Annotated in this window: 22 protein-coding genes and 2 pseudogenes; 13 read left to right on the plus strand and 11 right to left on the minus strand. The window is 40.7% G+C overall.

Annotated features, from left to right (window positions below):
• Nucleotides 1-31: 31 nt before the first annotated feature.
• Nucleotides 32-472 carry a GNAT family N-acetyltransferase gene (locus P4S71_RS18265; protein WP_337151226.1) on the minus strand — a complete coding sequence of 147 codons (441 nt, stop codon included), beginning with the start codon at nucleotides 470-472 and terminating at the stop codon, nucleotides 32-34.
• 121 nt (nucleotides 473-593) lie between these two features.
• Here P4S71_RS18265 and gloA point away from each other — a divergent pair, with 121 nt between their 5' ends.
• On the plus strand, nucleotides 594-1154 hold the full coding sequence (gene gloA, locus P4S71_RS18270) for a lactoylglutathione lyase (RefSeq protein ID WP_337151227.1): 561 nt from the start codon (nucleotides 594-596) through the stop codon (nucleotides 1152-1154).
• A 54-nt stretch (nucleotides 1155-1208) separates the two neighbouring features.
• Here the strand turns inward: gloA and htpX are convergent, their stop codons facing one another.
• The 7 genes from htpX to bioB form a co-directional block, all read right to left on the minus strand.
• Entirely contained in the window at nucleotides 1209-2072 is an 864-nt protein-coding gene (gene htpX, locus P4S71_RS18275; RefSeq protein WP_007375793.1) for a protease HtpX, read from the minus strand.
• A gap of 212 nt (nucleotides 2073-2284) precedes the next feature.
• Nucleotides 2285-3844 (minus strand): FAD-dependent oxidoreductase, encoded by a 1560-nt coding sequence (locus P4S71_RS18280; RefSeq protein ID WP_337151228.1) that lies wholly within the window; start codon nucleotides 3842-3844, stop codon nucleotides 2285-2287.
• Nucleotides 3845-3965: 121 nt separating this feature from the next.
• Complete coding sequence (bioD, locus tag P4S71_RS18285; protein WP_337151229.1) at nucleotides 3966-4649, minus strand: dethiobiotin synthase; 684 nt, start codon at nucleotides 4647-4649, stop codon at nucleotides 3966-3968.
• Nucleotides 4650-4677: 28 nt separating this feature from the next.
• Nucleotides 4678-5541: a methyltransferase domain-containing protein gene (locus P4S71_RS18290; protein ID WP_337151230.1), complete on the minus strand. Its 864-nt coding sequence runs from the start codon at nucleotides 5539-5541 to the stop codon at nucleotides 4678-4680.
• A complete protein-coding gene (locus tag P4S71_RS18295) occupies nucleotides 5538-6689 on the minus strand; it encodes an aminotransferase class I/II-fold pyridoxal phosphate-dependent enzyme (protein WP_337151231.1) in 1152 nt (383 codons plus the stop codon). The genes P4S71_RS18290 and P4S71_RS18295 overlap by 4 nt, the downstream gene beginning before the upstream one ends.
• Before the next feature lie 12 nt (nucleotides 6690-6701).
• Nucleotides 6702-6830 carry a hypothetical protein gene (locus P4S71_RS23195; RefSeq protein WP_442961695.1) on the minus strand — a complete coding sequence of 43 codons (129 nt, stop codon included), beginning with the start codon at nucleotides 6828-6830 and terminating at the stop codon, nucleotides 6702-6704.
• Nucleotides 6827-7741 (minus strand): biotin synthase BioB, encoded by a 915-nt coding sequence (gene bioB, locus P4S71_RS18300; RefSeq protein WP_442961696.1) that lies wholly within the window; start codon nucleotides 7739-7741, stop codon nucleotides 6827-6829. The genes P4S71_RS23195 and bioB overlap by 4 nt, the downstream gene beginning before the upstream one ends.
• A gap of 94 nt (nucleotides 7742-7835) precedes the next feature.
• Between bioB and bioA the strand changes: the two genes are divergently transcribed.
• From bioA to P4S71_RS18330, 6 genes and pseudogenes are all read left to right on the plus strand, one after another.
• A complete protein-coding gene (gene bioA, locus P4S71_RS18305; RefSeq protein ID WP_337151232.1) occupies nucleotides 7836-9137 on the plus strand; it encodes an adenosylmethionine--8-amino-7-oxononanoate transaminase in 1302 nt (433 codons plus the stop codon).
• 159 nt (nucleotides 9138-9296) lie between these two features.
• Nucleotides 9297-10109, plus strand: a complete 813-nt coding sequence (locus P4S71_RS18310) for a hypothetical protein (RefSeq protein WP_337151233.1) — start codon at nucleotides 9297-9299, stop codon at nucleotides 10107-10109.
• Nucleotides 10110-11149, plus strand: a pseudogene (locus P4S71_RS18315) (extracellular solute-binding protein). It abuts the gene before it with no gap.
• Entirely contained in the window at nucleotides 11149-12648 is a 1500-nt protein-coding gene (locus P4S71_RS18320; protein WP_002961234.1) for an ABC transporter permease, read from the plus strand. The pseudogene P4S71_RS18315 and the gene P4S71_RS18320 overlap by 1 nt, the downstream one beginning before the upstream one ends.
• A 14-nt stretch (nucleotides 12649-12662) precedes the next feature.
• Nucleotides 12663-13679 carry an ABC transporter ATP-binding protein gene (locus tag P4S71_RS18325; protein ID WP_337151234.1) on the plus strand — a complete coding sequence of 339 codons (1017 nt, stop codon included), beginning with the start codon at nucleotides 12663-12665 and terminating at the stop codon, nucleotides 13677-13679.
• Nucleotides 13680-13714: 35 nt separating this feature from the next.
• A complete protein-coding gene (locus tag P4S71_RS18330; RefSeq protein WP_337120396.1) occupies nucleotides 13715-14344 on the plus strand; it encodes a Vat family streptogramin A O-acetyltransferase in 630 nt (209 codons plus the stop codon).
• Between the two features lie 4 nt (nucleotides 14345-14348).
• On the opposite strand, the gene P4S71_RS18335 is transcribed toward P4S71_RS18330, so the two are convergent.
• Nucleotides 14349-14783: an AAA family ATPase gene (locus P4S71_RS18335; RefSeq protein ID WP_008133749.1), complete on the minus strand. Its 435-nt coding sequence runs from the start codon at nucleotides 14781-14783 to the stop codon at nucleotides 14349-14351.
• Between the two features lie 297 nt (nucleotides 14784-15080).
• Here P4S71_RS18335 and asnS point away from each other — a divergent pair.
• Nucleotides 15081-16477, plus strand: a pseudogene (gene asnS / locus P4S71_RS18340) (asparagine--tRNA ligase).
• Between the two features lie 140 nt (nucleotides 16478-16617).
• Here asnS and P4S71_RS18345 read toward each other — a convergent pair.
• On the minus strand, nucleotides 16618-17544 hold the full coding sequence (locus tag P4S71_RS18345) for an electron transfer flavoprotein subunit alpha/FixB family protein (protein ID WP_337151235.1): 927 nt from the start codon (nucleotides 17542-17544) through the stop codon (nucleotides 16618-16620).
• Nucleotides 17545-18294, minus strand: a complete 750-nt coding sequence (locus tag P4S71_RS18350; protein ID WP_290294379.1) for an electron transfer flavoprotein subunit beta/FixA family protein — start codon at nucleotides 18292-18294, stop codon at nucleotides 17545-17547.
• Nucleotides 18295-18515: 221 nt separating this feature from the next.
• Here P4S71_RS18350 and P4S71_RS18355 point away from each other — a divergent pair, with 221 nt between their 5' ends.
• From P4S71_RS18355 to P4S71_RS18375, 5 genes are all read left to right on the plus strand, one after another.
• Nucleotides 18516-20162 (plus strand): electron transfer flavoprotein-ubiquinone oxidoreductase, encoded by a 1647-nt coding sequence (locus tag P4S71_RS18355; RefSeq protein WP_033039053.1) that lies wholly within the window; start codon nucleotides 18516-18518, stop codon nucleotides 20160-20162.
• A gap of 132 nt (nucleotides 20163-20294) precedes the next feature.
• Nucleotides 20295-20759 carry an acyl-CoA thioesterase gene (locus P4S71_RS18360; RefSeq protein ID WP_007375777.1) on the plus strand — a complete coding sequence of 155 codons (465 nt, stop codon included), beginning with the start codon at nucleotides 20295-20297 and terminating at the stop codon, nucleotides 20757-20759.
• A gap of 270 nt (nucleotides 20760-21029) precedes the next feature.
• On the plus strand, nucleotides 21030-21599 hold the full coding sequence (locus P4S71_RS18365) for an outer membrane beta-barrel protein (protein WP_337151236.1): 570 nt from the start codon (nucleotides 21030-21032) through the stop codon (nucleotides 21597-21599).
• Between the two features lie 178 nt (nucleotides 21600-21777).
• A complete protein-coding gene (gene tsaA / locus P4S71_RS18370) occupies nucleotides 21778-22482 on the plus strand; it encodes a tRNA (N6-threonylcarbamoyladenosine(37)-N6)-methyltransferase TrmO (protein ID WP_007375775.1) in 705 nt (234 codons plus the stop codon).
• Nucleotides 22483-22571: 89 nt separating this feature from the next.
• Nucleotides 22572-24296 (plus strand): proline--tRNA ligase, encoded by a 1725-nt coding sequence (locus P4S71_RS18375; RefSeq protein WP_337151237.1) that lies wholly within the window; start codon nucleotides 22572-22574, stop codon nucleotides 24294-24296.
• Nucleotides 24297-24426 lie beyond the last annotated feature (130 nt).

A 24426-nucleotide genomic window follows, 5' to 3' on the forward strand; every position in this document is an offset into this window, starting at 1 on the left:
AGTTAAATAACGATGAATAAAGTGCCTGCATTTACTTTGTTAGTTGTTTTACAAACTTAATTTTGCTTTGCTCTGTGCTTTGTTTATCAACGTAGCCACAAACGTGATAATCATTGGTGATTAGCATAGTCAGCATTTGAGGAAACCGGTTCATCGATTTAACGTGTATATTGGTAAAGCCTTGTTCATAAGCCCACTTTTCTTGTTGAACAAGTAATTTTTTAGCAACACCTAATCGACGATAGTTAAAATGCACTCCGCCAAGCCAACTATAAAATTGTGTATTAGATAGCTCATAGCCAATTTTAAAACCTACTAATGTATCTTCTTTATGTGCTACTAATATCAATGCTTTTTTGTTTTCTAAACGATTACGTAAAGTGTCACTATCAATGGTTGTTAGCAGTTCAGGGACGTATTCACTCACTGCGGTTACATCATCAATTGTGCCTGTGGTTATAGTTATAGCCATAAAATTCCTTGTTTTTTATTATATGATTTGACCTAGGCAGTTTAAATTTAACTTATGGTTGATTATGATAACTTAAGCATTATATCTCTATTTTCGCTTTATCATTTTTGAAAGGATCACCATGTCTAACTATAACGAATCTCCAGAACAAATTGAACAAGCCACTAAAGGCTATGTGATGCAGCAAACTATGTTGCGTATTAAAGATCCCAAACCGTCGCTCGAATTTTATCAAAATGTATTAGGTATGAAGCTGTTAGGTAAGTATGACTTTCCTGAAATGAAGTTTACATTGTACTTTTTAGGCTACGAGCCAGAGCAGCCAGAAGGTGATGATAAAACCAAAGCTAAATGGGTATTTGGTCGCCCTGCACTCATTGAGCTTACCCATAACTGGGGCACAGAAAACGACGACAGCTTTGAGGGATACCACAGCGGTAACCAAGAACCTAAAGGCTTTGGTCACATTGGTATTAGTGTACCCGATGTATACGCAGCCAGTGAACGCTTTGCAAAGTACGATGTAGAATTTGTGAAAAAGCCAGATGATGGTTCAATGAAAGGCTTAGCCTTTATTAAAGATCCTGACGGCTACTGGATAGAAATACTGTCTGCCGAAGGTATTACTGAAATTATTTTTCTCAGTAATTATTCTTTTCAATTGCTAAAATATTACGGATAAAAAAAGCCTGCTAAAAAGCAGGCTTTGGGTATGTAGCAAGTAATGCTTAAAACATTACTTACGTAGTGCGTCTATTCGTGCATCAAGCGGTGGGTGAGATGAAAACAACTCAGCAACACCTTTGCCACTTGCAATACCAAAGGCCATCATAGAGCCTTCTAATTGCGAAGGATGGTTTTGCTTTAATCGCTCAAGGGCTGATCGCATTTTATCGGCACCAACTAGTTTTGCCGCGCCGCTGTCGGCTGCAAATTCACGTTTACGGCTGTAACTAGCAACCACTATGCTTGCTAGTACACCAAATAGCACTTGGAATAACATATCGAATAAGAAGTATGTCCAGCTACTGCCGCCCTCTTCTTCATCGCTATTAATAAAGTTATCTACTATGCCAGCCAGTACTTTTGCGGCAAATATTACAAAGGTGTTTACCACGCCTTGTATTAGCGTAAGCGTTACCATGTCGCCGTTAGCCACGTGCGATACTTCGTGGGCAAGTACGGCTTCGGCTTGATCTTTGGTCATGTTGTGCATTAAGCCTGTGCTTACTGCCACTAGCGAGTTGTTTTTACTTGGGCCCGTTGCAAATGCGTTCATTTCTGGGCTGTCGTAAATAGCCACTTCTGGCATTTTAATACCTGCTTTTTTTGCTTGTGCAGATACCGTTTGTACAAGCCAATGTTCGGTTTCGTTGCGGGGCTGTGTAATTACATGCGCGCCTGTTGATTTTTTAGCAATCCATTTCGACATAAATAACGAAATAAACGATCCACCAAAACCAAATACGGTGGCTATAAGTAAAATTCCGCCAAGGCTACGATGGCTTAAGCCCAGCGCACTCATTATTATTGAAAGCACTACACCTAATACCAACATAACCGCTAGGTTAGTTAATAAAAACAAAAATATACGTTTCATATTGTCCTCACAAAAATAGGTTTGATCACCGAACATAAAATTAAATTAGGTTAAAGCAATCACTGCGCCATGACACACTATGTCATAACGTTAACGCTATTCTGTGACAAACTATGTCATAACACAAGTGTTATTTATGTGTTTATTGATAATTTTTTTAAGAAGTGTTTTACAGCAAATTTAAGACTAAAGTTTCTTTATAAGTCAGCTTATTACAAGCTGTTATTTAGCTCTGCCATATCAATTGGAAAACCACGCTCGTGTGCCAATATGCGTGCAACTTCGTCAATTTTATCGCCGCAATTATGTTTAAGGTACGACCATTGATGGGTACTGCGGTGATGATTTACAGCAGGATCGCTGCTTATTATTCCCAATTTTATAAACTCATCCACTATTTGATCTGCCGCTATTAACGTTGACGATGCTTTAACATTTTCAGCCCGTGCATAACTAATATGAGAATATAAGCTTACATCAGCTACGCGTAAAGTGTCGTCATCCCCTGGGATTTGTTGTCCGCCAAACAAGGCATTAATTTGTGTTTTAGCGGTTTTAAACGCAGGAACAAACTCGGCTACATAATCAATTGCTGTTTGGGTGCGTGTTTGCAATGCTGCTTCATCCCAGCCATCTTTAATATAGTGCAGGTATTTATTAGGAAGTTTAGGTTGTGCGCTCATTGGCGTGGCATCAGATAACCCATCATTAAACAATGTAATGTTGTTAGTCATTCCGTGTATTTGAAAGTAACCATTAGGGTAAGGGGTTAGCTGCGCCATACCTTCTGGCGTACCACGGTTACCGTAAATAATAATTTCGGGTATTTGCCCACCAGCACCTTGCCAATGAGTAATGTAAGAGGCTTTAAATTCGACCATACGTTTTACATCTACCCCGACCAAGTCGTCAATAATACCTGTTTGAAAACCACACGCATTAATTAGGTAATCTACCTCAATGGTTTGTGTATCAGATTGTTCATCAAGGCTTGGCTCTGATTGGTATTCAATGCACCACTTATGTGTTTGCTTATCTTTATTGGTATTTATAACTGGCGATACATTTTTAACACTGGTGCTTGTTAAAACATGGGCGTGTTTGTACTGTGCAAGGGCGAGTTGTGCACTGGCCGATAAACGAAATATATTCCAACCATATTCTTGTGCAACTATGAGCGGGAACTTTAACTTATCTAAATCTAAATGCTTAGCCACGGGTATCATCCACTCATCTAACGACGTGGGCTTGGCTACTTGTTTTTGTTTAGCAAGCTTCAGCATTTGCTCATAACTATATAACTGATAATAATGCTCTGGCTCGCCTAATACTTTATTAGCGCTGTCTTGCTCTACAAGCTCGCTGTAGGCTTTTACTAATTTATTTAAACGCGGAAATAAATCCTCCGGGGCGTCGTCATCGCGCTTAGGCACTGCAAATACTGTGGGGCGAACATCGATGGTGTGAGGATAAAGGCGCGCAATATCTATACATTGCTTGAGTAAATCTATGCAGTCTTCGTCGGGTATTTCGCGATATAAGTTGCCACCTGCATGCAAATGGCACATTGGTGGGCCATCAATTAACGACTTTTTCTTTTCAAGTACATAAGTCTCTAACCCTAACGCAGCAAGCCTAATGGCTATTGTGGCGCCAGCTGTGCCCCCACCTATTATGCCTACGCGTTTTTTAGGTAAGCCATAGTTTAGTGCTTTTGGCTCAGCGCTTACGTGCGCATCTGGGGCGTAGTTTTCAATAAATGGGTGCGTCATATAGTCGTTATGTCCTTAGTAACATTGTTTTTAAGCAAGCTATGTATTTATAAACGTTTATATGTGTACTAAGGCTGACTATTTCAAGATTTACCTAAAAAAGTAACTTTTTTAAAACCACTTAAGTGTTAATAGATAACGCACTAAGCAAGCTTTTGTATATTTGTAACTTAGGAGTTTGCTCGCTGTATGGGCTTATAGCAAGTATTGGAAACGGTAAACGTGCTTTAAGTGAATCAAGGTTTGCTTGGTATTCGTCCATGTTTTTATCAACTTGGTTTGCAATCCAGCCAACGCAGTTTATACCCATACTTTGCATATGCACAGCGGTTAGTAACGCATGATTTAAGCAACCTAGTTTCATACCAACAACGAGTATTACCGGCAGTTGCTCTGCTTTAACCCAGTCGTATAAATAATCGTTTTTATTAATTGGTAATGCCCAACCACCAGCACCTTCGGTAAGTATGTAATTAGCGCCCTGTTGTTTTACGTTTTTATAAGCATCACTAAGTTTATCAATAGTAATACTAACTCCAACTTGCTCAGCGGCTATGTGCGGCGCAATAGGGGGTGCAAACGCAAACGGATTTACTACATCGTATTTAGCGCTCACTGTTGCACTTTCCATTAGTATGAGAGCATCGGCGTTTACTAGTTGATCGAACGCCATTTCGCAGCCAGCAGCTAGAGGCTTAAAACCAATGGCTTGTTTTTTGTGTTGGGCAAGTAACTTTAATAGCAAACTGGTAACGTGGGTTTTTCCGGCATCGGTGTCGGTGCCTGTTATAAAAAATTCTTTCATGCGTTGCCTTTAATGTCTTTGGGCTTATTTAGTGTTTTTCTAATGATAACAGCACCACATGATATGACACACATGCTTTGTTATTTATAAGCGGATACGCACTGCATACTTGTTTAAGAGCCGATTTGGTAAGTAACCCTTGGCGCGTATTGGTATGATTTTGCGTAGTAGCGCCAATAGCCTTAATTGAAGCAATAGCTTTTAAAGGTGTTGTGTATTCATCGGTGTAAATACGTTTTTTAGCACTATTAATAGTAAACCCTGCATTTTGGACTGATTGGTTTATATGCAGTTCACTATTAAAGGTATTTATGTGGCTGTTAGAATCAAGCGCAGCAAAGGCTGTTTTTATTTCGTTAAGTGAGCCCTCTACCACAGTGCTTATGTACGCCCGCCCGCCTGGTTTTAATATGTTGTAAAGTGATTGCATTAAAGCCGAAAAATTAGCAGACCACTGCACTGCAAAGTTACTGTAAATAACATCAACACTGTTTGCTTGTAGCGGTAAGTTATCCATATCGGCGCATATTTTGGGTGTGGTTAAATCACTACTTTGCAGCATGTTTAAGCTCAAATCCATGGCAATAACGCTTGCAAACATACTTTGTAAGCGTTGTGTATTAACAAGCGGGCCTGCGCCTAAATCAACACAAAGCTTATTTTTATTAATGCCTGGTTTTATTAGCGCAAATAGATCGCTCGCAGCATGTTTTTGTACATTTGCATGGGTGTTATAACTCGCCGCCGCTTTTGAAAACTTACTTTGTGTAGACTTTTTAAGCTCCTTGCTTAGCTCTCGATTTGACTCCCTATTTAACTCGCCACTTACTAGGCACGGTTTAACTCGTTGTGTTTGCATTAAGTCTGTTTTTAATACTGGCTGAGCAGTCATGCTATTGCACCTACTAAATGCTTAACTAAGTGCGTTATGTCTTGCTCGGTATGTGCGGCGGTTAAAGTAATGCGTAAACGCGAGGTGTTATGTGCAACCGTGGGCGGTCTAATTGCAGTGAGCCAAATACCCTGTTGTTTAAGTTTATCGGCCGCTTGCAACGTTTGCTCAGCGCAGCCTAATGCAATGGGCTGTATGGCTGTGTTTGACTCCATTACTGCAATATTATGGCTTTTAGCTAGTTGCTTAAATAATGCAATATTGGCATTTAGCTTATCGCGTTTATCATCAGCTGTTTTTATGCTTTTAATACGCGCAAGTGTGTGGCTTGCCATAAGCGGCGACATAGCGGTTGAGTACGTGTAATCGCGATTAAATTGCAGCATGTAATCAATAAACTGTTTACTGCCTAATACACACGCGCCACTACTGGCAACTGCTTTACCAAAGGTAATGACTAATATATCTGGCAGCGTTTGAGTAATAAACGCTTCGCAACTGCCCAAACCAGTTTTACCTAATGCACCAAAACCGTGTGCGTCGTCAATCATTAGCCATGCGTTGTGCTGTTTTGCAAGTGCGAGTAATTCTTTAAGAGGCGCTATATCGCCATCCATCGAAAATACGCCTTCGCTTATAATAAGCTTGTTTTGCGCTTTTGATTTTTCGAGCCGTGAACGTAAATGGTTCATGTCGTTGTGATTAAAACGAACTAAAGCCGCGTTAGAGTGCATAGCACCGTCAATCAAGCTTGCATGATTTAACTTATCTTGAAAAATAGCGCTGTTTTGCGCAGCGGCTTTATCTTGAAACAACGCTTTAATTACGCTGCTATTAGCGCTAAACCCTGAGTTAAATAGCATTCCTGCGCCATAACCAAATTGCTCGCATAAGTATTGCTCAAGCGATTTTTGCTGCGCCTGATAACCGGTAACCAATGCTGAGCTGTGACTGCCTAATGCGTTGGAGTCATTAAGGTTAACAGCCTCATCTGCAAAACCTAAGTAGTCGTTACTGGCAAAGTTAAGGTAGGTTTTGTTATTAATCGTTATGGTGCGCGCTGTAGCGTGTTGTACTACATGGCGTTTACGAAGCAGTGCATCTTGCTGGCGAGCCTGCAGATGCGTTTTTATAAAATCAAAAGGCATAGATATAAAAGCCTACGCTTCGTAAAACAATTCAGAGGTTGCTTTGTCGGCTACTTGCGATGAAAGCGAGGCTTCTACTGCTTCGTCTGAATAGTCGTGACGCTTTTCTGGGTTCATGCCTAATTTTTTAATTAGGTTCATATCGGCATCAGCGTCTGGGTTTTCGGTGGTAAGTAGTTTATCGCCATAAAATATTGAGTTAGCGCCTGCAAAAAGCACATAGATTGCATTTGCTCGTTCATGGCGTTGCGCCCTGCCGATAAACGTACGTAGCTGTGTGGCATCATAATACGCGCTGTTGCTATGGTACGTATAAATTCAAAGTGATCTAAATCGTCTACGTTTTCAAGCGGTGTGCCTTTAACTTTAACGAGCATATTAATAGGCACACTTTCTGGCTGTTGTGGCAAATTAGCTAGTTGCATAAGTAGTCCAAAACGGTCGCTTGCTTGCTCGCCCATACCGACTATTCCGCCCGAGCATACTTTCATACCGGCATCGCGTACGTGGTCAATGGTATTTAATCTATCTTGAAAAGTACGGGTTGATATAATTTGCTCGTAATACTCAGGTGACGTATCAAGGTTGTGATTGTAGTAATCAAGCCCAGCGTCTCTAAGTTCATGCGCTTTTTCGTTTGTGAGTTTACCCAGCGTCATACAGGTTTCTAACCCTAGCTCTTTTACTTCTTTAACCATTTGCGAAATGTATGGCATATCTCTGTCTTTTGGATCTGACCATGCAGCACCCATACAAAAACGGGTAGCGCCTTTTTGTTTTGCAAGGCGTGCTTGCTCTACTACTTTTTCTACTTCTATTAAGCGTTCGCGTTCTAAATCTGTTCGGTAATGGCCCGACTGCGGGCAATACTTACAATCTTCTGGGCAAGCGCCTGTTTTAATTGATAACAACGTAGAAATTTGCACTTCATTTGGGTTGAAGTTAGCACGGTGAACTGATGCGGCTTCAAACAGTAAATCGTTAAATGGCATTTCAAATAATGCTTTAACTTCAGCGTGGGTCCAATCGTGACGAACAGGTGCAAGTTCCATAATACTCTCTTATTTTTTTCATATCGGTGATATTGGCTTAGTCTACGAGTTGAAGTAACATTGTCAACGAAGCCCACCAAGTTAAAGTTTACATATGATTAAAAAGAATACGATTGACCTTGATTTTGATCGTGATCACATTTGGCACCCATATACATCTATGACTAAGCCAATTCCGGTATACCCCGTTACACATGCTAATCACAATATTATTCACCTCGAAACTGGTGAGCAATTAATCGATGGCATGGCCTCGTGGTGGAGCGCAATACATGGCTATAACCACCCTGTTATAAATAACGCCATGATTGAGCAAATTAATAATATGAGCCACATTATGTTTGGCGGTATTACGCATAACAGCGCGGTAGAGCTGTGCAAAAAAATAGTAAATATAACGCCGCCTAGTTTAACTAAAGTGTTTTTAGCCGACAGCGGCTCAGTAAGTGTTGAAGTAGCGATTAAAATGGCGCTGCAATATTGGTTAAGCCAAAGCATTACAACAAAACAAAAATTAATGACGCCTTACAAGGGCTACCATGGCGACACCTTTGCAGCCATGAGCGTATGCGACCCCGTTAACTCAATGCATAGTTTATATTCAGGCTTTTTACCTGAACACGTTTTTGTACCTGCACCGGTTAGTCAATTTGGGGGCGAGTTTAACCAAGCAGAAGCCCAAGAGCTTGAAGAATACTTTAAAGCAAACCACAACCAAGTAGCCGCCTTTATCATTGAGCCTATTGTACAAAACGCAGGTGGTATGAACTTTTATCACCCTGATTATTTAGCCTGCGTACGTAAATTGTGCACCCAATATAACGTACTGCTAATTTGCGACGAAATTGCCACAGGCTTTGGCCGTACAGGTAAATTATTTGCTGTAGAGCACGCCAATATAGAGCCCGATATAATGTGTATTGGTAAAGCATTAACTGGCGGCTCAATGACGCTATCGGCCACTATCACTAGCAATAAAATAGCCATTGGCATAAGCGAAGGTGAAGCAGGTGTTTTAATGCACGGCCCCACTTTTATGGGCAACCCGCTTGCCTGTGCAGCAGCCTGCGCAAGTATTGATTTATTACTTGAGCAAAACTGGCAACAACGAATAAACCAAATAAACACCCAGCTACAAAAACTTAATAAATGCAGTGAACTAGATGCGGTTTCCAATGTGCGTACCTTAGGTGCAATAGGTGTTGTTGAACTAAACGAGGCTGCTGGCAATGTTGATGTTGCTATAATTCAGGCTTATTTTGTAGAACAAGGTGTATGGATACGTCCATTCGGTAAACTAATTTACCTTATGCCACCGTATATAAGTGACGACACCAGTATAAAAACACTGTGTGATGCCATTTATAATGCCATTAAAGGCAAGCATTACGCTTAATAGCCGGTAGTGAATACAGGTTATAGCGCTATTTACTGTAACCTACCGCTACATTTAGTGTTTTTATCTATTAAGCGAGTTTGTAGTTATTGATCTCGTTAGCTATTAGCTATATGATAATGTCTATCATTTACAATTACCTTTTTGGACTTCTTTGCTATGAAATTACTATTTAAACCAGCCAAAACTTTAGGTGCAAGCCTTTTACTAGCCTCGGCGTTTATGGCTCAACCAGTATTAGCTAACGGCCCTATTGGCGAGCATGTTAATCATCTTCAAGCTAACCTTAAAAGTTACGCAGAAGAAGTAGAATGGATGGTAGGCAAAGTTGATACCATGGTAAGCGACTACGATACTAAAGGCGCAAAATCTGTAAAAACTGATGATTTAATTGAATATTGGGAATCAGTTAAGTTTCACAGCGCAATAGAAACTAACTTTGTACCGGTATACGCTTCTATTTGGCAGGGTCTTTATGGCGTAAAAATGGCCATTGATAATAAGCAGCCTGCTGAGGAAGTTCGTAAACAACAAAAAGCGATGAACATAGCCTTGTGGCAAGGTCTTGGGGCTGTTAAGCTTGCTGCAAAATTCCAGCAAAAAGGCTTGTTAGACACTGTAAAAGCAACCGCTACAAAAGAAATGACACAAAGTGCCACAATTGATGAAATTAAGCACAAATTAGACCGTGTAGTAGCTAAATTTGCTGAGCGTTTACGAGACGAAGCAACTGAAATTGTTCACGATACTTATCTGCACCTGTTTGAAGGCGTTGAAGGTACTCTTATTGAACAAGATGCAAAACTAGTTGAAGTGCTGGAAAAAGACTTTAACGTAACACTGCCACAAGCCATTAAAAACAGCAAAAGCGTAGACGAAGTACGCGATGTGATCAGTGATATGCAAACAAAATTAGACCGCGCTAAGGTTTTAATAGAAAAAGCCGAAAAAGCTCGTAAGGATGTATTTTAAGTGAAGCGTAGGACCTTTATTCAAGGCCTAGCTGCGTTAGGGGTGGTTGGCTCATTGCCACTGCCTCTTTCTCGTGCGCTAGCCGCTGATATAGCAAACCCTGTTTCTGTTGACGATTTACCAAAGCTTAAAGGTGAGTTAACCCTTTATTTAGGCCGAGGCGAAGGTGGCTTGTATGAAAACGTATTACAAGCAATCCAGAAAAAAATCCAGACTTTAAGTTAGGCATTCGCCGAGGTCCTACTGCTGCTTTAGCGAATACCATTGTTGCAGAAGCTAAAGCCGGTGTTCGCCGCGCTGATTTATTTTGGGCGGTTGATTCAGGTGCTATAGGTTTGGTAACCGATGCAGGTCTTGCACAACCTATCCCAGGTGATTTATCTGCTCAGTTACAACCACAATTTAGATATAAAGAGTGGGCACCTGTAACTGGCCGTATTCGTACATTGCCATATAACACGTCGCGTTTAACCAAAGAGCAAATTCCAACAAGTATTATGGAAATTGCCGACAGCGATTTAAGTATTGGCTGGGCGCCCGCCTACGCTTCTTTTCAATCGTTTGTAACCGCAATGCGAATTTTAGAAGGCGACGACAAAACCGCTAAGTGGCTTAAAAAGATTCAAAAACGTGCTAAAACATACGCCGGCGAGCTAGGTGTTGTTATGGGCGTTGAGCGCGGTGAAGTTGATATTGGTTTTGCAAATCACTATTACACTTTGCGTTTAAAATCAGGTAAGCCTGATGCCAAGCTAGATTTAGCATTTACACAAAATGATGCGGGCTGTTTAGTTAATGCATCGGGTGTATTAGCGCTTAACGACGATCCGCTTGCTACTAACTTTATGCGTTACTTACTAAGTAAAGAAGTACAAGGTTACTTAGCCAGTGAAGCGTACGAAATTCCGTTAGTAAATGGTATTACCCAACCAGAGGGTTTACCGTCACTTGCTAATATTTCCCCACCTAAAGTAGATTTAACACAGCTAGCTGATTTACGCCCTACTATAGATTTGATGCGAAGCAGCGGCGTATTGTAATGAAAATACCTGCCTCTTATCCAATGGCGCTGCTTGCAGCGCTTGTTGCGCTAACCCCTGTTTATGTATTAATTGTGCTTGCAAGCGATGCAAGCTCAGTGTTTGACACCCACAATCTGCAAATTTTAGGTAACACGTTATCGTTAATGGGTTTAACGGTACTCGGATCTATTTTAATTGGAGTGCCACTGGCGTTTATTAGCGCGTATGTGCATTTACCATTTAAAAAGCTCTGGCTGGTTGTATTTGCAGCCCCGCTGGCAATTCCCAGTTATATTGGCGCATTTACACTCTATGCTGCTTTTGGCCCCGGTGGCGAAATAAATACCTTAACAGGAATAGAAACACCATCAATGTATGGCCTAACAGGTGCCGCCATTGTAATGACGCTGTATACCTTCCCGTTTGTAATGATGACAACTCGCTCATCTTTACTGAGCCTTGACGCGAGCATGGTTAATGCCGCGCGTACGCTGGGCATGTCGATGACGCAAAGTATATTTAAAGTAATACTACCGCGCGTAGTTAACGGTATTGCAGCAGGCTCTTTGTTAGTCGCCCTTTATACGTTATCAGACTTTGGTACGCCCGCAATGATGCGCTTAGATACGTTTACCCGCGTAATTTACGTTGAATACAACGCTTTTGCGTTAGGACGCGCTGCAATGCTTTCACTTCAACTGATGGTTATTGTCGGTTTTTTACTTTTAGTTGAATCACAAATAAAAACAGCGCCTGAGCGCCATGGTCGCCCGTTAATTTTATTTCCAAGTAAATTACAGTTAAGTGCCATGTTTGTTACGTTTGCACCTGTTTTACTACTCGCTATTGGCTTGCCTTTGGCTATATTTTCGCTTTGGTTAGCTCGCGATGGTTTTAGCTCATTTGATTTTAATATTGCATGGAACTCTACGTATGCATCAGGTATTGCGGCAATTGTAGCTGTTATCGTTGCGATCCCCGTTGCACATGCCGCACTGAGTGGAAAAGCGGGTCGTATAATGGAGCGTGTTACTTACTTTGGTTTTGGTATTCCGGGCATAGTAATGGGCACAGCGCTTGTTTACGGTGGTTTGCAGTTACCGTTTTTATATCAAACACTGGGATTGCTTATTATTGCTTATATGCTGCGATTTTTACCACTTGCTGTAGGCTCTGTTAGAACAAGCACCGAACACTTAGATCCAAGCTTAGTAAAGTCTGCGCGCGTATTAGGGGCAAGCCCACGTGAAGTATTTACTCGTATAACACTGCCTTTAACTATGCGCGGTATTATTGCCGGTGCAGCATTGGTGTTTTTAGAGTCAATGCGCGAACTAGAAGCCACGCTACTCCTTGGCCCAACAGGGTTTGAAACACTCTCTACCTATTTATGGCGTGTATACGAAGCGGGCTACTTTGGTCGCGCTGCTATTCCAGGGTTATTGTTAGTAGTGATATCTGCCTGCGGGTTAGCTATTATGATGTCTGGCGAAAAACGCAACCAGTTTGAACATTAAGGATTTAAAAAATAATGCTATCTGTAAGTCAGTTGTCTATAGATTATGGCAGTAACCGCGTAGTAAGCGATTTAAACTTTTCGCTGGGTGAAAACGAAATCCTTATGCTTGTAGGGCCAACAGGTTGTGGTAAAAGTACAATTTTACAAGCCCTTGCTGGCCTTATACCTATTAGCGAAGGCGAAATAAACACGGGTAAATGGCGCGCTACTCCCAAATTAACACTACCTCCTGAAAAACGCAGTGTAGGTATGGTGTTTCAAGATTTTGCGTTATTTCCGCACTTAACCGTACAGCAAAACATTTGCTTTAGATTAAAAGATACAGCCCCTGCCGAGTATTGGATAAACCTACTTGGACTGAACGATTTTAGAGATAAAAAACCAGCAACGCTTTCTGGCGGACAAAAGCAACGTGTTGCACTTGCGCGCACCCTTGCCCACCAACCTGATTTTGTATTGCTTGATGAGCCGCTTTCAAACTTAGATGCCGCCCTTAAAGACATGCTTCGTTGGGATATTAGAAACGCACTTAAAGCCGCTGGCGTACCTGCGATTTGGGTAACACACGACCAAGAAGAAGCACTCTCAGTTGGCGATCGTGTTGGTGTGCTTAAAGGCGGTAAAATTCAGCAAATCGATACACCCGAGCGCTGCTTTAGTACCCCAAACAATCGCTTTGTAGCACGTTTTTTAGGTGAAGCCAGCTTTATTAGCGGCCAATTTAGCCAAGGACAAGCCATTACCTCAATTGGTAATGCTCCCGCTCATGGCGTTGACTGTGAAAGTGGCGACGTTGATGTACTACTTCGACCAGACGATGTGTTACTTGTTCAAAGCAGTGTTGGCAATAACGGCGAAGTAATTTGGGTACGTTTTGAAGGTGGCAGCCGCTTGTGCGCTGTAAAACTTGCATGCTCTACTGTTGTAACCAGCCGAGTAAGCCATGAAGTTGTGGTAAACCCTGGCGATGAAGTGCATGTATCACTAAGCACATCGCACCCACTAGCCGTTTATAAATCTATAGATTAATATCTATACCTAACTCAAAATTAAGAGGAAACCTCATGAACGGACCAAACCCCAATAATCCTTCACCAATGGAAGGTTTTCCTCAAGTAGGTTTTTTAAAAAACTATATTACTTCTACCAATATTGAAGTAGGCGATTATACATATTATGACGATCCTGATGGTCCTGAGAATTTTGAAAAAAATGTGCTTTACCATTTCGATTTTATTGGGGATCGTCTGATCATAGGTAAGTTTTGTGCGATAGCTAAAGACGTTACTTTTATAATGAATGGCGCTAACCATCAAACTTCTGGATTTTCTACTTATCCATTTTTTATATTTGGTAATGGCTGGGAAAAATTTGCACCAAAATCAAATGATTTACCCTTTAAAGGCAATACAGAAATTGGTCATGATGTTTGGATTGGTTATAACGCTACAATTATGCCCGGGGTAAAAATTGGCAGTGGCGCTATTATTGCCAGTAAATCAGTTGTTACCTGCGATGTACCTGCTTATAGCGTTGTAGGTGGAAATCCCGCTAAAGTGATAAAAACCAGATTTGACGATAAAACAATAAATACGCTGCTAGATATAGCTTGGTGGGATTGGAGCAATGAAAAAATCACTGCTCATTTAGATGCCATTACACAATGCGATATAAAAGCCTTATCTAATCTCTAAGTGATTACCACTCAAACATGTACGCCATTTTGCTAATCGTTTTAAGTGGGATGTGATGGGAGTTGCGTTTAGCGTATAAATGCTGCATTGATTTGTCTTTCACTTCACCCACTATCACTTCTTTTACTTGATAACCTAAAGCGATAGCCGCTTGCGAATACGCTACAAATTCCCACTTTTTAATATTAGTGTTATCTACAATTACCAAAGGCGTGCCTTGGGAAAGTGCATTTATAAAACGCGCTAAATTTAAATTGTGAAATTGCGGCAACTTAAACTTGTCAAAATGATACTCGCCTTGCTCATTAATAAAGTAATCATCTGTTGAGCAAATTAGGTACTGGCTTTCGTCAGCGCCGCCTAATTCGTCGGCAAGGTTTTGCGCGTAATAAGACTTACCACTTCCAGGTAGCCCACGTAATATAAAAACTTGTTTCATAGCATCGATTTTTTAAGTGTGAATAAAAATAAATTTAATTAGTTTGTTAATAATGCCACAAAATCACTAAATTTGAGAGTAACAAATAACATTAGAAGTAATAAACCTTCTAAAACTGCTTAAAAATAAACCGCATGCATAAAAACTTTTAAAGAGTTGCCCACAATAGTTTTTTTATTTAACTTTACTAGGTAAGATACAGGGTTCAAGTGCAGCGCCGTTTATGTGCAATTAATGCCCGAGCGTTGCGCACAGTTAAAATAAAATAGTTAGGCAACTTATATCATTGGAGTGAAGATGAGCCATTTAGCGATTTCAGAGCTATTAAAAGGCAATGTTGCGGTAGACAGCCAAGTAACAATTAAGGGCTGGATCCGTACTCGCCGCGATTCAAAAGCAGGAATTTCATTTTTAGCCGTTCATGACGGTTCGTGTTTTGATCCTATTCAAGCGGTAGTTCCTAATTCACTGAATAATTATGATGAAGTTACTAGCTTAACAGCCGGTTGTTCTGTGTCGGTTACTGGTGTTTTAGTTCAATCTGCTGGCCAAGGTCAATCTTACGAAATTCAAGCTAACTCAGTGACTGTATTAGGTTGGGTAGAAAACCCAGATTCATACCCAATGTCGGCAAAGCGCCACAGCATTGAGTACTTACGTGAGCACGCTCACCTTCGCCCTCGTACAAATATGATTGGCGCGGTAACTCGTGTACGTAACTGTTTAGCACAAGCTATTCACCGTTTTTACCACGAGCAAGGCTTTTACTGGATCAGCACGCCAATTATTACGGCAAGTGACTGTGAAGGCGCTGGAGAAATGTTCCGTGTATCAACGCTTGATATGCAAAACTTACCACTTACAGACAAAGGCGATGTTGATTACAGCGAAGATTTCTTCGGTAAAGAAGCATTCCTTACTGTATCTGGTCAGTTAAATGGCGAAACTTACGCGTCTGCAATGTCAAAAATTTATACATTTGGCCCTACATTCCGCGCAGAAAATTCAAATACATCTCGCCACCTTGCAGAATTTTGGATGGTAGAGCCAGAAGTTGCGTTTGCTGATTTAGAAGATATAGCAAAACTGGCTGAAAACATGCTTAAGTATGTGTTTAAAGCGGTACTTGAAGAGCGCCGTGATGACATGGAATTTTTGCACAACGTGTAGAAAAAACCGCAATTACGCGTTTAGAAGAGTTTGTAGATAAAGACTTTGCACAAGTTGACTACACAGACGCTGTAGAAATCCTTAAAAACTGTGGCAAAAAGTTTGAGTACGCTGTTGAATGGGGCGTAGATTTACAGTCTGAGCACGAGCGTTACTTAGCTGAAGAGCACTTTAAAGCACCGGTAGTTATTAAAAACTACCCACGTGATATTAAAGCATTCTACATGCGCCAAAACGAAGACGGTAAAACCGTTGCCGCAATGGACGTTGTAGCACCTGGTATTGGTGAGATCATTGGCGGTTCACAACGTGAAGAACGCCTTGATGTGCTTGATGCACGCTTAGAAGAAATGGGCTTAAACAAAGAAGATTACAGCTGGTACCGCGATTTACGTAAATACGGTAGCGTGCCACATTCAGGCTTTGGTTTAGGCTTTGAACGCTTAGTTGCTTATGTAACGGGTATGGGCAACGTACGTGACGTTATTGCCTTCCCTCGTACTAAAGGCAGCGCAACTTACTAATATTTAGTAAGATGTTTATAAATACTAAAAATCAGCCAATTGGCTGGTTTTTTTGTGTCTTGAATTAACCGAATAAAAAAGCCGCAGCACTCAAAGAGCACCACGGCTTTCAACCAGAATAAATTTTGCTCGATTAAGCGTTATAAAGCGCCTTCAAGCTGTGGCAGTACTTCAAATAAGTCAGCCACTAAACCGTAATCAGCGACTTGAAAAATAGGTGCATCGGGGTCTTTATTAATCGCGACGATTACTTTTGAGTCTTTCATGCCCGCTAAATGCTGAATAGCACCGCTAATCCCCACGGCAATGTATAAGTTAGGCGCTACAATTTTACCGGTCTGCCCTACTTGCATGTCGTTAGGTACAAAGCCTGCATCAACCGCTGCGCGCGACGCACCAATCGCAGCACCGAGTTTATCGGCAATACCATTAAGTAGTGCAAAGTTTTCACCGTTTTGCATACCGCGACCACCCGATATGACCACACTAGCTGCTGTAAGTTCAGGTCGTTCAGACTCTGTTTGTTCAACACTTACAAAGCTACTTAATTGCGAATCAGACACTGTATCAATGCTTGTTATAGCAGCAGCTGATTGCTCACCTTGTAAATCAAAGCTACTTGCACGTACGGTAATTACTTTTTTACTATCGAGTGATTTAACTGTTGCGATTGCATTACCTGCATAAATTGGACGTTTAAATGTATCGGCGTCCAGTACTGCGATAATTTCAGAAATTTGCGCAACATCTAATAACGCAGCAACACGTGGCATAAAGTTTTTACCTGTTGTAGTAGCACTTGCAACAATGTGGCTGTAGGTGTCGCTAAGTGATAACACTAAATCGGTCATGCTCTCAGCTAACTGATGTTCATAAACGCTATTATCGGCAACTAAAACATTAGCTACGCCATCAATGCTGGCCACTTGTGAGCTCATTGCGCTTAGACTGTTCCCTGCAATAAGCACATCAATAGGAAAACCCATTTTTACTGCAGCGTTAATAGTTTTTGAGGTTTCTGGTTTTAAGGCACCGTTGTCGTGCTCTGCAATTACGAGTGTTTTCATTTAAATCACCTTTGCCTCTGTTTTTAATTTTTCTACAAGCTGTGCAACGTCTTCAACAATAATTCCTGCGGTACGTTTAGCTGGCTCTTCTACACTTATTAATTGAATACGCGGTGTTAAATCAACACCAAGAGAATCAGCTGCTATTACTTCAAGCGGCTTACGTTTGGCTTTCATAATATTTGGCAGTGATGCGTAACGAGGCTCGTTTAAGCGTAAATCAGTTGTAACAACCGCTGGTAAGTTAAGTGCTACCGTTTGCAGGCCCCCATCAACTTCGCGGGTCACGTTTACTTTGCCATTTTCAATAACAACCTTGGATGCAAATGTACCTTGGCCACGTTTAGTTAAAGCCGCTAGCATTTGACCTGTCTGGTTATTATCTGAATCGATTGACTGTTTACCTAAAATTACAAGTTCAGGCGTTTCTTGCTCTACAATTTTAGCGAGTAGCTTTGCAATATGGAGTGACTCGAGCTTTTCATCGGTTTCGATGTGAATGGCTTTGTCGGCACCCAATGCTAATGCTGTACGTAATTGTTCTTGCGATGCTTTAGGACCAATAGTTACGGCAACCACTTCACTGGCTGTGCCGGCTTCTTTGAGGCGAATTGCTTCTTCTATGGCAATCTCACAAAACGGGTTCATTGCCATTTTTACGTTGGTTAAATCAACGTCGCTGTTATCACTTTTAACGCGTGCTTTTACGTTGTAATCAATCACTCTTTTTATTGGTACGAGAACTTTCATAGGAACTCCATAATTATTTAAACCTACAAGGTAACGTGCACGTCAACCTATTTATTTTATGAAATTAGACTACTTCCTGTTGACGTAAACGTCAACCTAAAATAACCTTTAACTATTCACAGTCTGTAACGTTTAATTTGCAAGGTTAAAAATAGGCTGTACACCTTATTTAAATGCGTAGTAAACATTCAAATAAGTCCGTCATAGATAAAGAGGTTATTATGGTCGAACGTGAAACCATGGAATTTGATGTAGTAATTGTTGGTGCAGGCCCTGCTGGGCTTTCAAGTGCAATTAAACTCGCGCAATTAGCACAAGAAAAACAACAAGAGTGCATGATTTGCGTAGTCGAAAAAGGTTCGGAAGTAGGTGCACATGTACTCTCTGGGGCTATTTTTGAAACCAAAGCTTTGGATGAACTACTACCTAATTGGCAAGAGCTTGGCGCACCGGTTACAACCAAAGTAACTAACGATGAAATTTATTGGTTTAACAACGAGCAAAAAGCGACATCAATCCCCCACTTTGCTACACCAAAAACATTTCATAATGATGGTAACTACATTGTATCTATGGGTAACGTGTGTCGATGGCTTGCAGAGCAAGCTGAAAACTTAGGCGTCGAGATTTTTCCAGGATTTAGCGCACACTCTTTAATAATTGAAGATAAAGCAGTAAACGGGATTATTACTGGCGATATGGGCGTAGACAAAGACGGTAATGAAAAAGACGGTTACATGCCAGGCATGGAGCTTCGTGCAAAATACACTATTTTTGCAGAAGGTTGCCGTGGTCATTTAGGTAAACAATTAATTAATGAGTTTGCACTTGATGCAGGTTCATCGCCGCAGCATTACGGTTTAGGCTTTAAAGAAATTTGGCAAATTGATGAAAGTAAACATGAGCTTGGCAAGGTAGTTCATGGTACAGGTTGGCCACTTAGCGGCGATACTAATGGTGGTGCATTTATGTATCACAGTGAAAACAATCAAGTCGTTGTTGGTTTAATTGTTGATTTAAATTACGCAAACCCACATTTGAGTCCGTTTGATGAGTTTCAGCGAATGAAACACCATCCAGTTTTTAAAAACGTACTTGAAGGCGCTGAACGTATTGCTTACGGTGCGCGTGCTATTGCTAAAGGTGGCTTGCATTCATTACCAAAAATGCATTTTGCTGGTGGTTTACTTGTAGGGTGCGATGCAGGCACACTTAATTTTGCAAAAATTAAAGGTAATCACACAGCAATGAAATCGGGAATGATTGCCGCTGAGGTTATTTTCGAAGCGCTGCAAAATGAGTTAGCAAATACCGATTTAACTAAATACCAGACAGCGTTTGAGCAATCGTGGGCATATAAAGAGCTATATCAATCTCGTAACTTTGGCCCTGCAATGCACAAACTTGGTAAGTTTATAGGTGGTGCGTATAACACGCTTGATCAAAATATTTTTAATGGCGGTTTACCGTTTACATTTAAAGATAATACGCCCGATCACTCTACCCTTGTTGATGCAAAAGCTGCTGACAAAATTGCGTATCCAAAACCAGATGGACAACTTAGCTTTGATAAACTCTCAAGTGTGTTTTTATCAAATACTAACCACGAAGAATCACAGCCGTGTCATTTAAAGCTTAAAGATGCGTCAATTCCTATTAACGTAAACCTAGTTAAATTTGATGAACCCGCACAACGTTATTGTCCTGCTGGCGTTTACGAAGTACAAGAAATAGCAGGCAATAAAGAGTTTGTTATTAATGCCCAAAACTGTGTGCACTGTAAAACTTGCGATATTAAAGACCCCAGCCAAAACATTACGTGGGTAACACCTGAAGGCGCTGGTGGACCAAATTACCCTAATATGTAACTAAATTATGCGTCGTATAGTTGTATAACTACGTTTTTTACATATAAATTATAAACATATCCTAAATTGCAGGGGCTTCGGCCCCTTTTTTGCGCTATGCTCATATGCAGTATTAATAAATGAGTAATATCTATGCCGTCGTCAAAAGTTGTTTTTCGTTTTTTAGCAGAGCCTACCGATGTAAATTTTGGTGGTAAAGTTCATGGTGGAGTCGTCATGAAGTGGATTGACCAAGCTGGTTATGCATGTGCAGCTGGCTGGAGTGGTCATTATTGTGTGACTGTGTCAGTTGCTGGGGTTAAATTTAGACGTCCAATATTAGTAGGGCAAATTGTCGAAGTAGAAGCTAAAATAGCGCATACCGGTAAAACAAGTATGCAGATATTTATTCAAGTACGTTGTGGCGATCCAAAAACACAAAATATGGTTGAAACAAATCACTGTGTTATAAGTTTTGTCGCAATGGATGAAACGGGTTATCCAGTAGAAGTGCCTGAATTTAAAGCTGTGACAGACGAAGATTTAAAATTAGAAAACTACGCTATTAAAATGAAAGAAATAGCAATTGAAACTGAAAACCTGTTACACAATGTATAACTTTTAGCTGTTCTGTAAATTCAAAATGTAGCTTTGTAAAAAACTCATGTTGTTTTGTAAAACGTACAAAACTGCTTAGAAAACAAATCACTACAAAAGCTCGCATTGCTTAAAAACCAAACAACCCCTTTGCGATAACCAGTACTAAAGTAGGTATTATGAGGGGTTTTTACTTGTTTTTAAAATTGGCATGTTCACTGCACTTATTAAATTGAAGTTTGATTGACTTAATCGAACATTAATTTTTAATTTGTAAAGGAGCTATTCACAATGATTAAAACACTTTCTCTTTCTGCACTTGCATTAGCAACACTGGGTTTTAACACAGCAGCACACGCTGATATTTCTGATTTTGATTCTCCACGTATTTATACTGGTATCGGTTACGGTCAATATTCTTTTGAGTTTGAAGACAGTGACAACGACACTGACTTTGACGACGATGCACAAATGCTCAAAGGGTATGTTGGTACTCAATTTAACGAGTACTTAAGCTTAGAGCTTGCTTACCAAAACTTTGATGAAGTTAGTGACATAGAGAGTAAAGCTGAGATTGATGGCGTATCACTTGCCGCACGCCTAGGGCTTCCTCTATCTGAAAGCTTCACTGTATACGCAAAAGGTGGTTGGCTTGAATGGGACGCAGACTACACACAAGACCTACCAGTAGGAAGTATATCAACCTCTACAGATGGTGGAGATGCGTTTTACGGTGCAGGTATTGAATATGCGCTTACAACAAATGTTCAATTTCGTTTAGAGTATGAACGTTACAAACTTGACGATGATATTGATCCAGACATGGATGTAGCATCTGTATCAGTTCAATACATGTTTTAATGAGTCTTTAACATGTATTAAAAGGGTAAGCTTAAGAGCTTACCCTTTTTTGTTTTAAGGCCTGTTAATTTTCATCATATAAACCAAGCAGCCTATAAATAATAAACTTATTCACATTAATGCCATAGCCGCTAAATAAAGGTAGAATAGCGCTCTATTTTATTTGTATCCGAGTACTATGAGCGATTATACCATTTCGGCTATTGGCCACATTGAATCCCCTTATAAACAAAAGTTTGCTATACCTAGGCAACCTCGTTTAGTGCCACAAGCCAAGGCAAAACTTATTTTTGCACCTGATTTTAATCGCGAAGAGTTTGTACGTGGTTTAGATGAATTTACTCATATTTGGTTATTATTTCGTTTTCATGAAACGGCCGATAAAGGTTATTCTGCCATGGTTCGCCCACCTCGTTTAGGTGGGAATGAGCGAAAAGGTGTATTTGCTACCCGCGCTACATTTAGACCAAACGCGATTGGTATGAGCGCAGTAAAGCTCGAAGGTATTGAGTATAAAAACGGACAACTTAGTTTATTACTCGCTGGCATTGATTTACTTGATGGCACACCCATTATCGATATTAAACCGTACTTACCTTATTCAGATGCTATGTTTGACGCCAGTGCTGGCTTTGCAGATACACGCCCAGAAACACAAATGACGGTTGAATTTAGCCCTCAGGCAATTGAGTTTGTTGATGCGCAAACACAGTACCCAGATTTACATGATTTTATAGCTAATGTTTTAAAACAAGATCCCCGCCCTGCCTATAAAAAACAAAAAGATGGCGAGCAAAGCTACGGTATGACTTTGTACAATTATAATATTCGCTGGCAAGTCAATGGCGAGCATAACCTAGTAACAAGCATAGAAAAAAACTAAATAACTCACTTAGCGCTTTAGTGTAAAAGCATCCGCTGTTAAACTTAAGCTCTATTAAAAGAACATAATTACTCTATTTCGGAAAAAACATGCGTACAAGCCAATATATACTCGCAACACTTAAAGAAACGCCATCAGATGCTGAAATCGTATCACATCAGTTAATGCTTAGAGCCGGTATGATCCGTCGCGTCGCTTCGGGTTTATACACTTGGTTACCCTCTGGTTTACGTGTGCTACGTAAAGTAGAAAACATTGTACGTGAAGAGATGGACAAAGCTGGCGCCATTGAAATGCTAATGCCAGTTATTCAACCTGCTGATTTGTGGGAAGAGTCTGGTCGTTGGAATGAGTTTGGTCCTGAGCTAATGCGCTTTACTGATCGTCATAACCGTACATTTGCACTTGGACCAACGCACGAGGAAGTGATTACTGATTTCGTCCGTAAAGAAATTAATAGCTATAAACAGTTACCAGTTGCTTTATACCAAGTACAAACTAAAGTACGCGACGAACGCCGTCCTCGCTTTGGTGTGATGCGTGCTCGTGAATTTACAATGAAGGATGCCTACTCTTTTCACCTAAGTGAAGAATGTTTAGATGCAACATATCAAGCGATGCACAAGGCATATTGTAATATTTTTGAGCGCTTAGGTCTTGATTACCGTCCTGTTATCGCAGATACAGGCTCTATCGGCGGAAGCGTATCGCATGAGTTTCATGTACTTGCTGAATCAGGTGAAGATGCCATTGCATTTAGTGATGGCAGCGACTATGCCGCTAATATTGAAAAAGCAGAGGCGCTTGCACCAAACGATCCTCGCCCTGAAGCATCAAAAGAGCTTAAAGCGTTTCCAACCCCTGACGCTAAAACTATTAGCGAGCTTAAAAAACACTACGGCGTTAAGCCACATCGCGGTGTTAAAACGTTAATTGTTTATGGTACGCCTGATGAAAACGAAGTACGTGGTTTAGTGGCGCTTGTACTTCGTGGCGATCATGATTTAAATGAATTAAAAGCTGAAAAGCACCCATTAGTAGACTCTCCGCTTGAAATGGCAACAGAGGCAGATATTGTTGCTGTTATTGGTGCAAAACCTGGCTCATTAGGCCCTGTGGGCTTATCTATGCCTATTATTGTTGATAGAGCCGCTAATATCCTTGCTGATTTTGTTGCCGGTGCTAATAAAGACGACGAGCATTACAGCGGTATTAACTGGGATCGTGACGTAACTGATTACGAAGTTGCTGATATTCGTAATATTGTTGAAGGCGATATGAGCCCATGTGGCCAAGGCGTTTTACAAATAAAACGCGGTATTGAAGTAGGTCATATATTCCAACTTGGCACTAAATACTCACAAGCAATGAAAGCGGGAGTATTAAACGAAGGTGGTAAAAACCAAACCATGACCATGGGTTGTTACGGTATTGGTGTTTCACGTATTGTTGCTGCTGCTATTGAGCAAAACAACGATCAATACGGGATCATTTGGCCAAAATCAATCGCACCATTCGATTTAGCGATTGTTCCAATGAACATGCACAAATCGCATCGTATTCCTGATATTGCAAATAACCTTTACCAAGGTTTAAAAGATGCTGGTCTTGATGTGTTATTTGATGACCGTAAAGAGCGCCCTGGTGTTATGTTTAATGACATGGAGCTAATTGGTGTACCATTTACGCTGGTAATTGGTGAGCGTAACCTTGACGAGAATAAAGTTGAGCTTAAAAACCGCCGCACCGGTGAAAAGCTAATGATTGATATTGACACTGCAATTGAAGCAATTAAAGCGGCTGTTAAAGGTTAATAACACGCACGCTCAAAATAGACTAAAAGGCCGCATTTAAAATGCGGCCTTTTTTATGCGTAATAATAGCTGCTCAATGACTCACCTTTCCTAGCTTTGTAGAAATCTTTTAATTACGTGCCTTGGTATA

The sequence above is a fragment of the Pseudoalteromonas sp. B62 genome (assembly GCF_037162565.1).
In the GTDB taxonomy this organism is placed as follows: domain Bacteria; phylum Pseudomonadota; class Gammaproteobacteria; order Enterobacterales; family Alteromonadaceae; genus Pseudoalteromonas; species Pseudoalteromonas fuliginea.

Coding starts and splice junctions, on each gene's coding strand:
- P4S71_RS18265 (WP_337151226.1), bottom strand. CDS start 472: ATGGCTATAACTATAACCACAGGCACAATTGATGATGTAACCGCAGTG.
- gloA (WP_337151227.1), top strand. CDS start 594: ATGTCTAACTATAACGAATCTCCAGAACAAATTGAACAAGCCACTAAA.
- htpX (WP_007375793.1), bottom strand. CDS start 2,072: ATGAAACGTATATTTTTGTTTTTATTAACTAACCTAGCGGTTATGTTG.
- P4S71_RS18280 (WP_337151228.1), bottom strand. CDS start 3,844: ATGACGCACCCATTTATTGAAAACTACGCCCCAGATGCGCACGTAAGC.
- bioD (WP_337151229.1), bottom strand. CDS start 4,649: ATGAAAGAATTTTTTATAACAGGCACCGACACCGATGCCGGAAAAACC.
- P4S71_RS18290 (WP_337151230.1), bottom strand. CDS start 5,541: ATGACTGCTCAGCCAGTATTAAAAACAGACTTAATGCAAACACAACGA.
- P4S71_RS18295 (WP_337151231.1), bottom strand. CDS start 6,689: ATGCCTTTTGATTTTATAAAAACGCATCTGCAGGCTCGCCAGCAAGAT.
- P4S71_RS23195 (WP_442961695.1), bottom strand. CDS start 6,830: ATGAACCTAATTAAAAAATTAGGCATGAACCCAGAAAAGCGTCACGAC.
- bioB (WP_442961696.1), bottom strand. CDS start 7,741: ATGGAACTTGCACCTGTTCGTCACGATTGGACCCACGCTGAAGTTAAA.
- bioA (WP_337151232.1), top strand. CDS start 7,836: ATGATTAAAAAGAATACGATTGACCTTGATTTTGATCGTGATCACATT.
- P4S71_RS18310 (WP_337151233.1), top strand. CDS start 9,297: ATGAAATTACTATTTAAACCAGCCAAAACTTTAGGTGCAAGCCTTTTA.
- P4S71_RS18320 (WP_002961234.1), top strand. CDS start 11,149: ATGAAAATACCTGCCTCTTATCCAATGGCGCTGCTTGCAGCGCTTGTT.
- P4S71_RS18325 (WP_337151234.1), top strand. CDS start 12,663: ATGCTATCTGTAAGTCAGTTGTCTATAGATTATGGCAGTAACCGCGTA.
- P4S71_RS18330 (WP_337120396.1), top strand. CDS start 13,715: ATGAACGGACCAAACCCCAATAATCCTTCACCAATGGAAGGTTTTCCT.
- P4S71_RS18335 (WP_008133749.1), bottom strand. CDS start 14,783: ATGAAACAAGTTTTTATATTACGTGGGCTACCTGGAAGTGGTAAGTCT.
- P4S71_RS18345 (WP_337151235.1), bottom strand. CDS start 17,544: ATGAAAACACTCGTAATTGCAGAGCACGACAACGGTGCCTTAAAACCA.
- P4S71_RS18350 (WP_290294379.1), bottom strand. CDS start 18,294: ATGAAAGTTCTCGTACCAATAAAAAGAGTGATTGATTACAACGTAAAA.
- P4S71_RS18355 (WP_033039053.1), top strand. CDS start 18,516: ATGGTCGAACGTGAAACCATGGAATTTGATGTAGTAATTGTTGGTGCA.
- P4S71_RS18360 (WP_007375777.1), top strand. CDS start 20,295: ATGCCGTCGTCAAAAGTTGTTTTTCGTTTTTTAGCAGAGCCTACCGAT.
- P4S71_RS18365 (WP_337151236.1), top strand. CDS start 21,030: ATGATTAAAACACTTTCTCTTTCTGCACTTGCATTAGCAACACTGGGT.
- tsaA (WP_007375775.1), top strand. CDS start 21,778: ATGAGCGATTATACCATTTCGGCTATTGGCCACATTGAATCCCCTTAT.
- P4S71_RS18375 (WP_337151237.1), top strand. CDS start 22,572: ATGCGTACAAGCCAATATATACTCGCAACACTTAAAGAAACGCCATCA.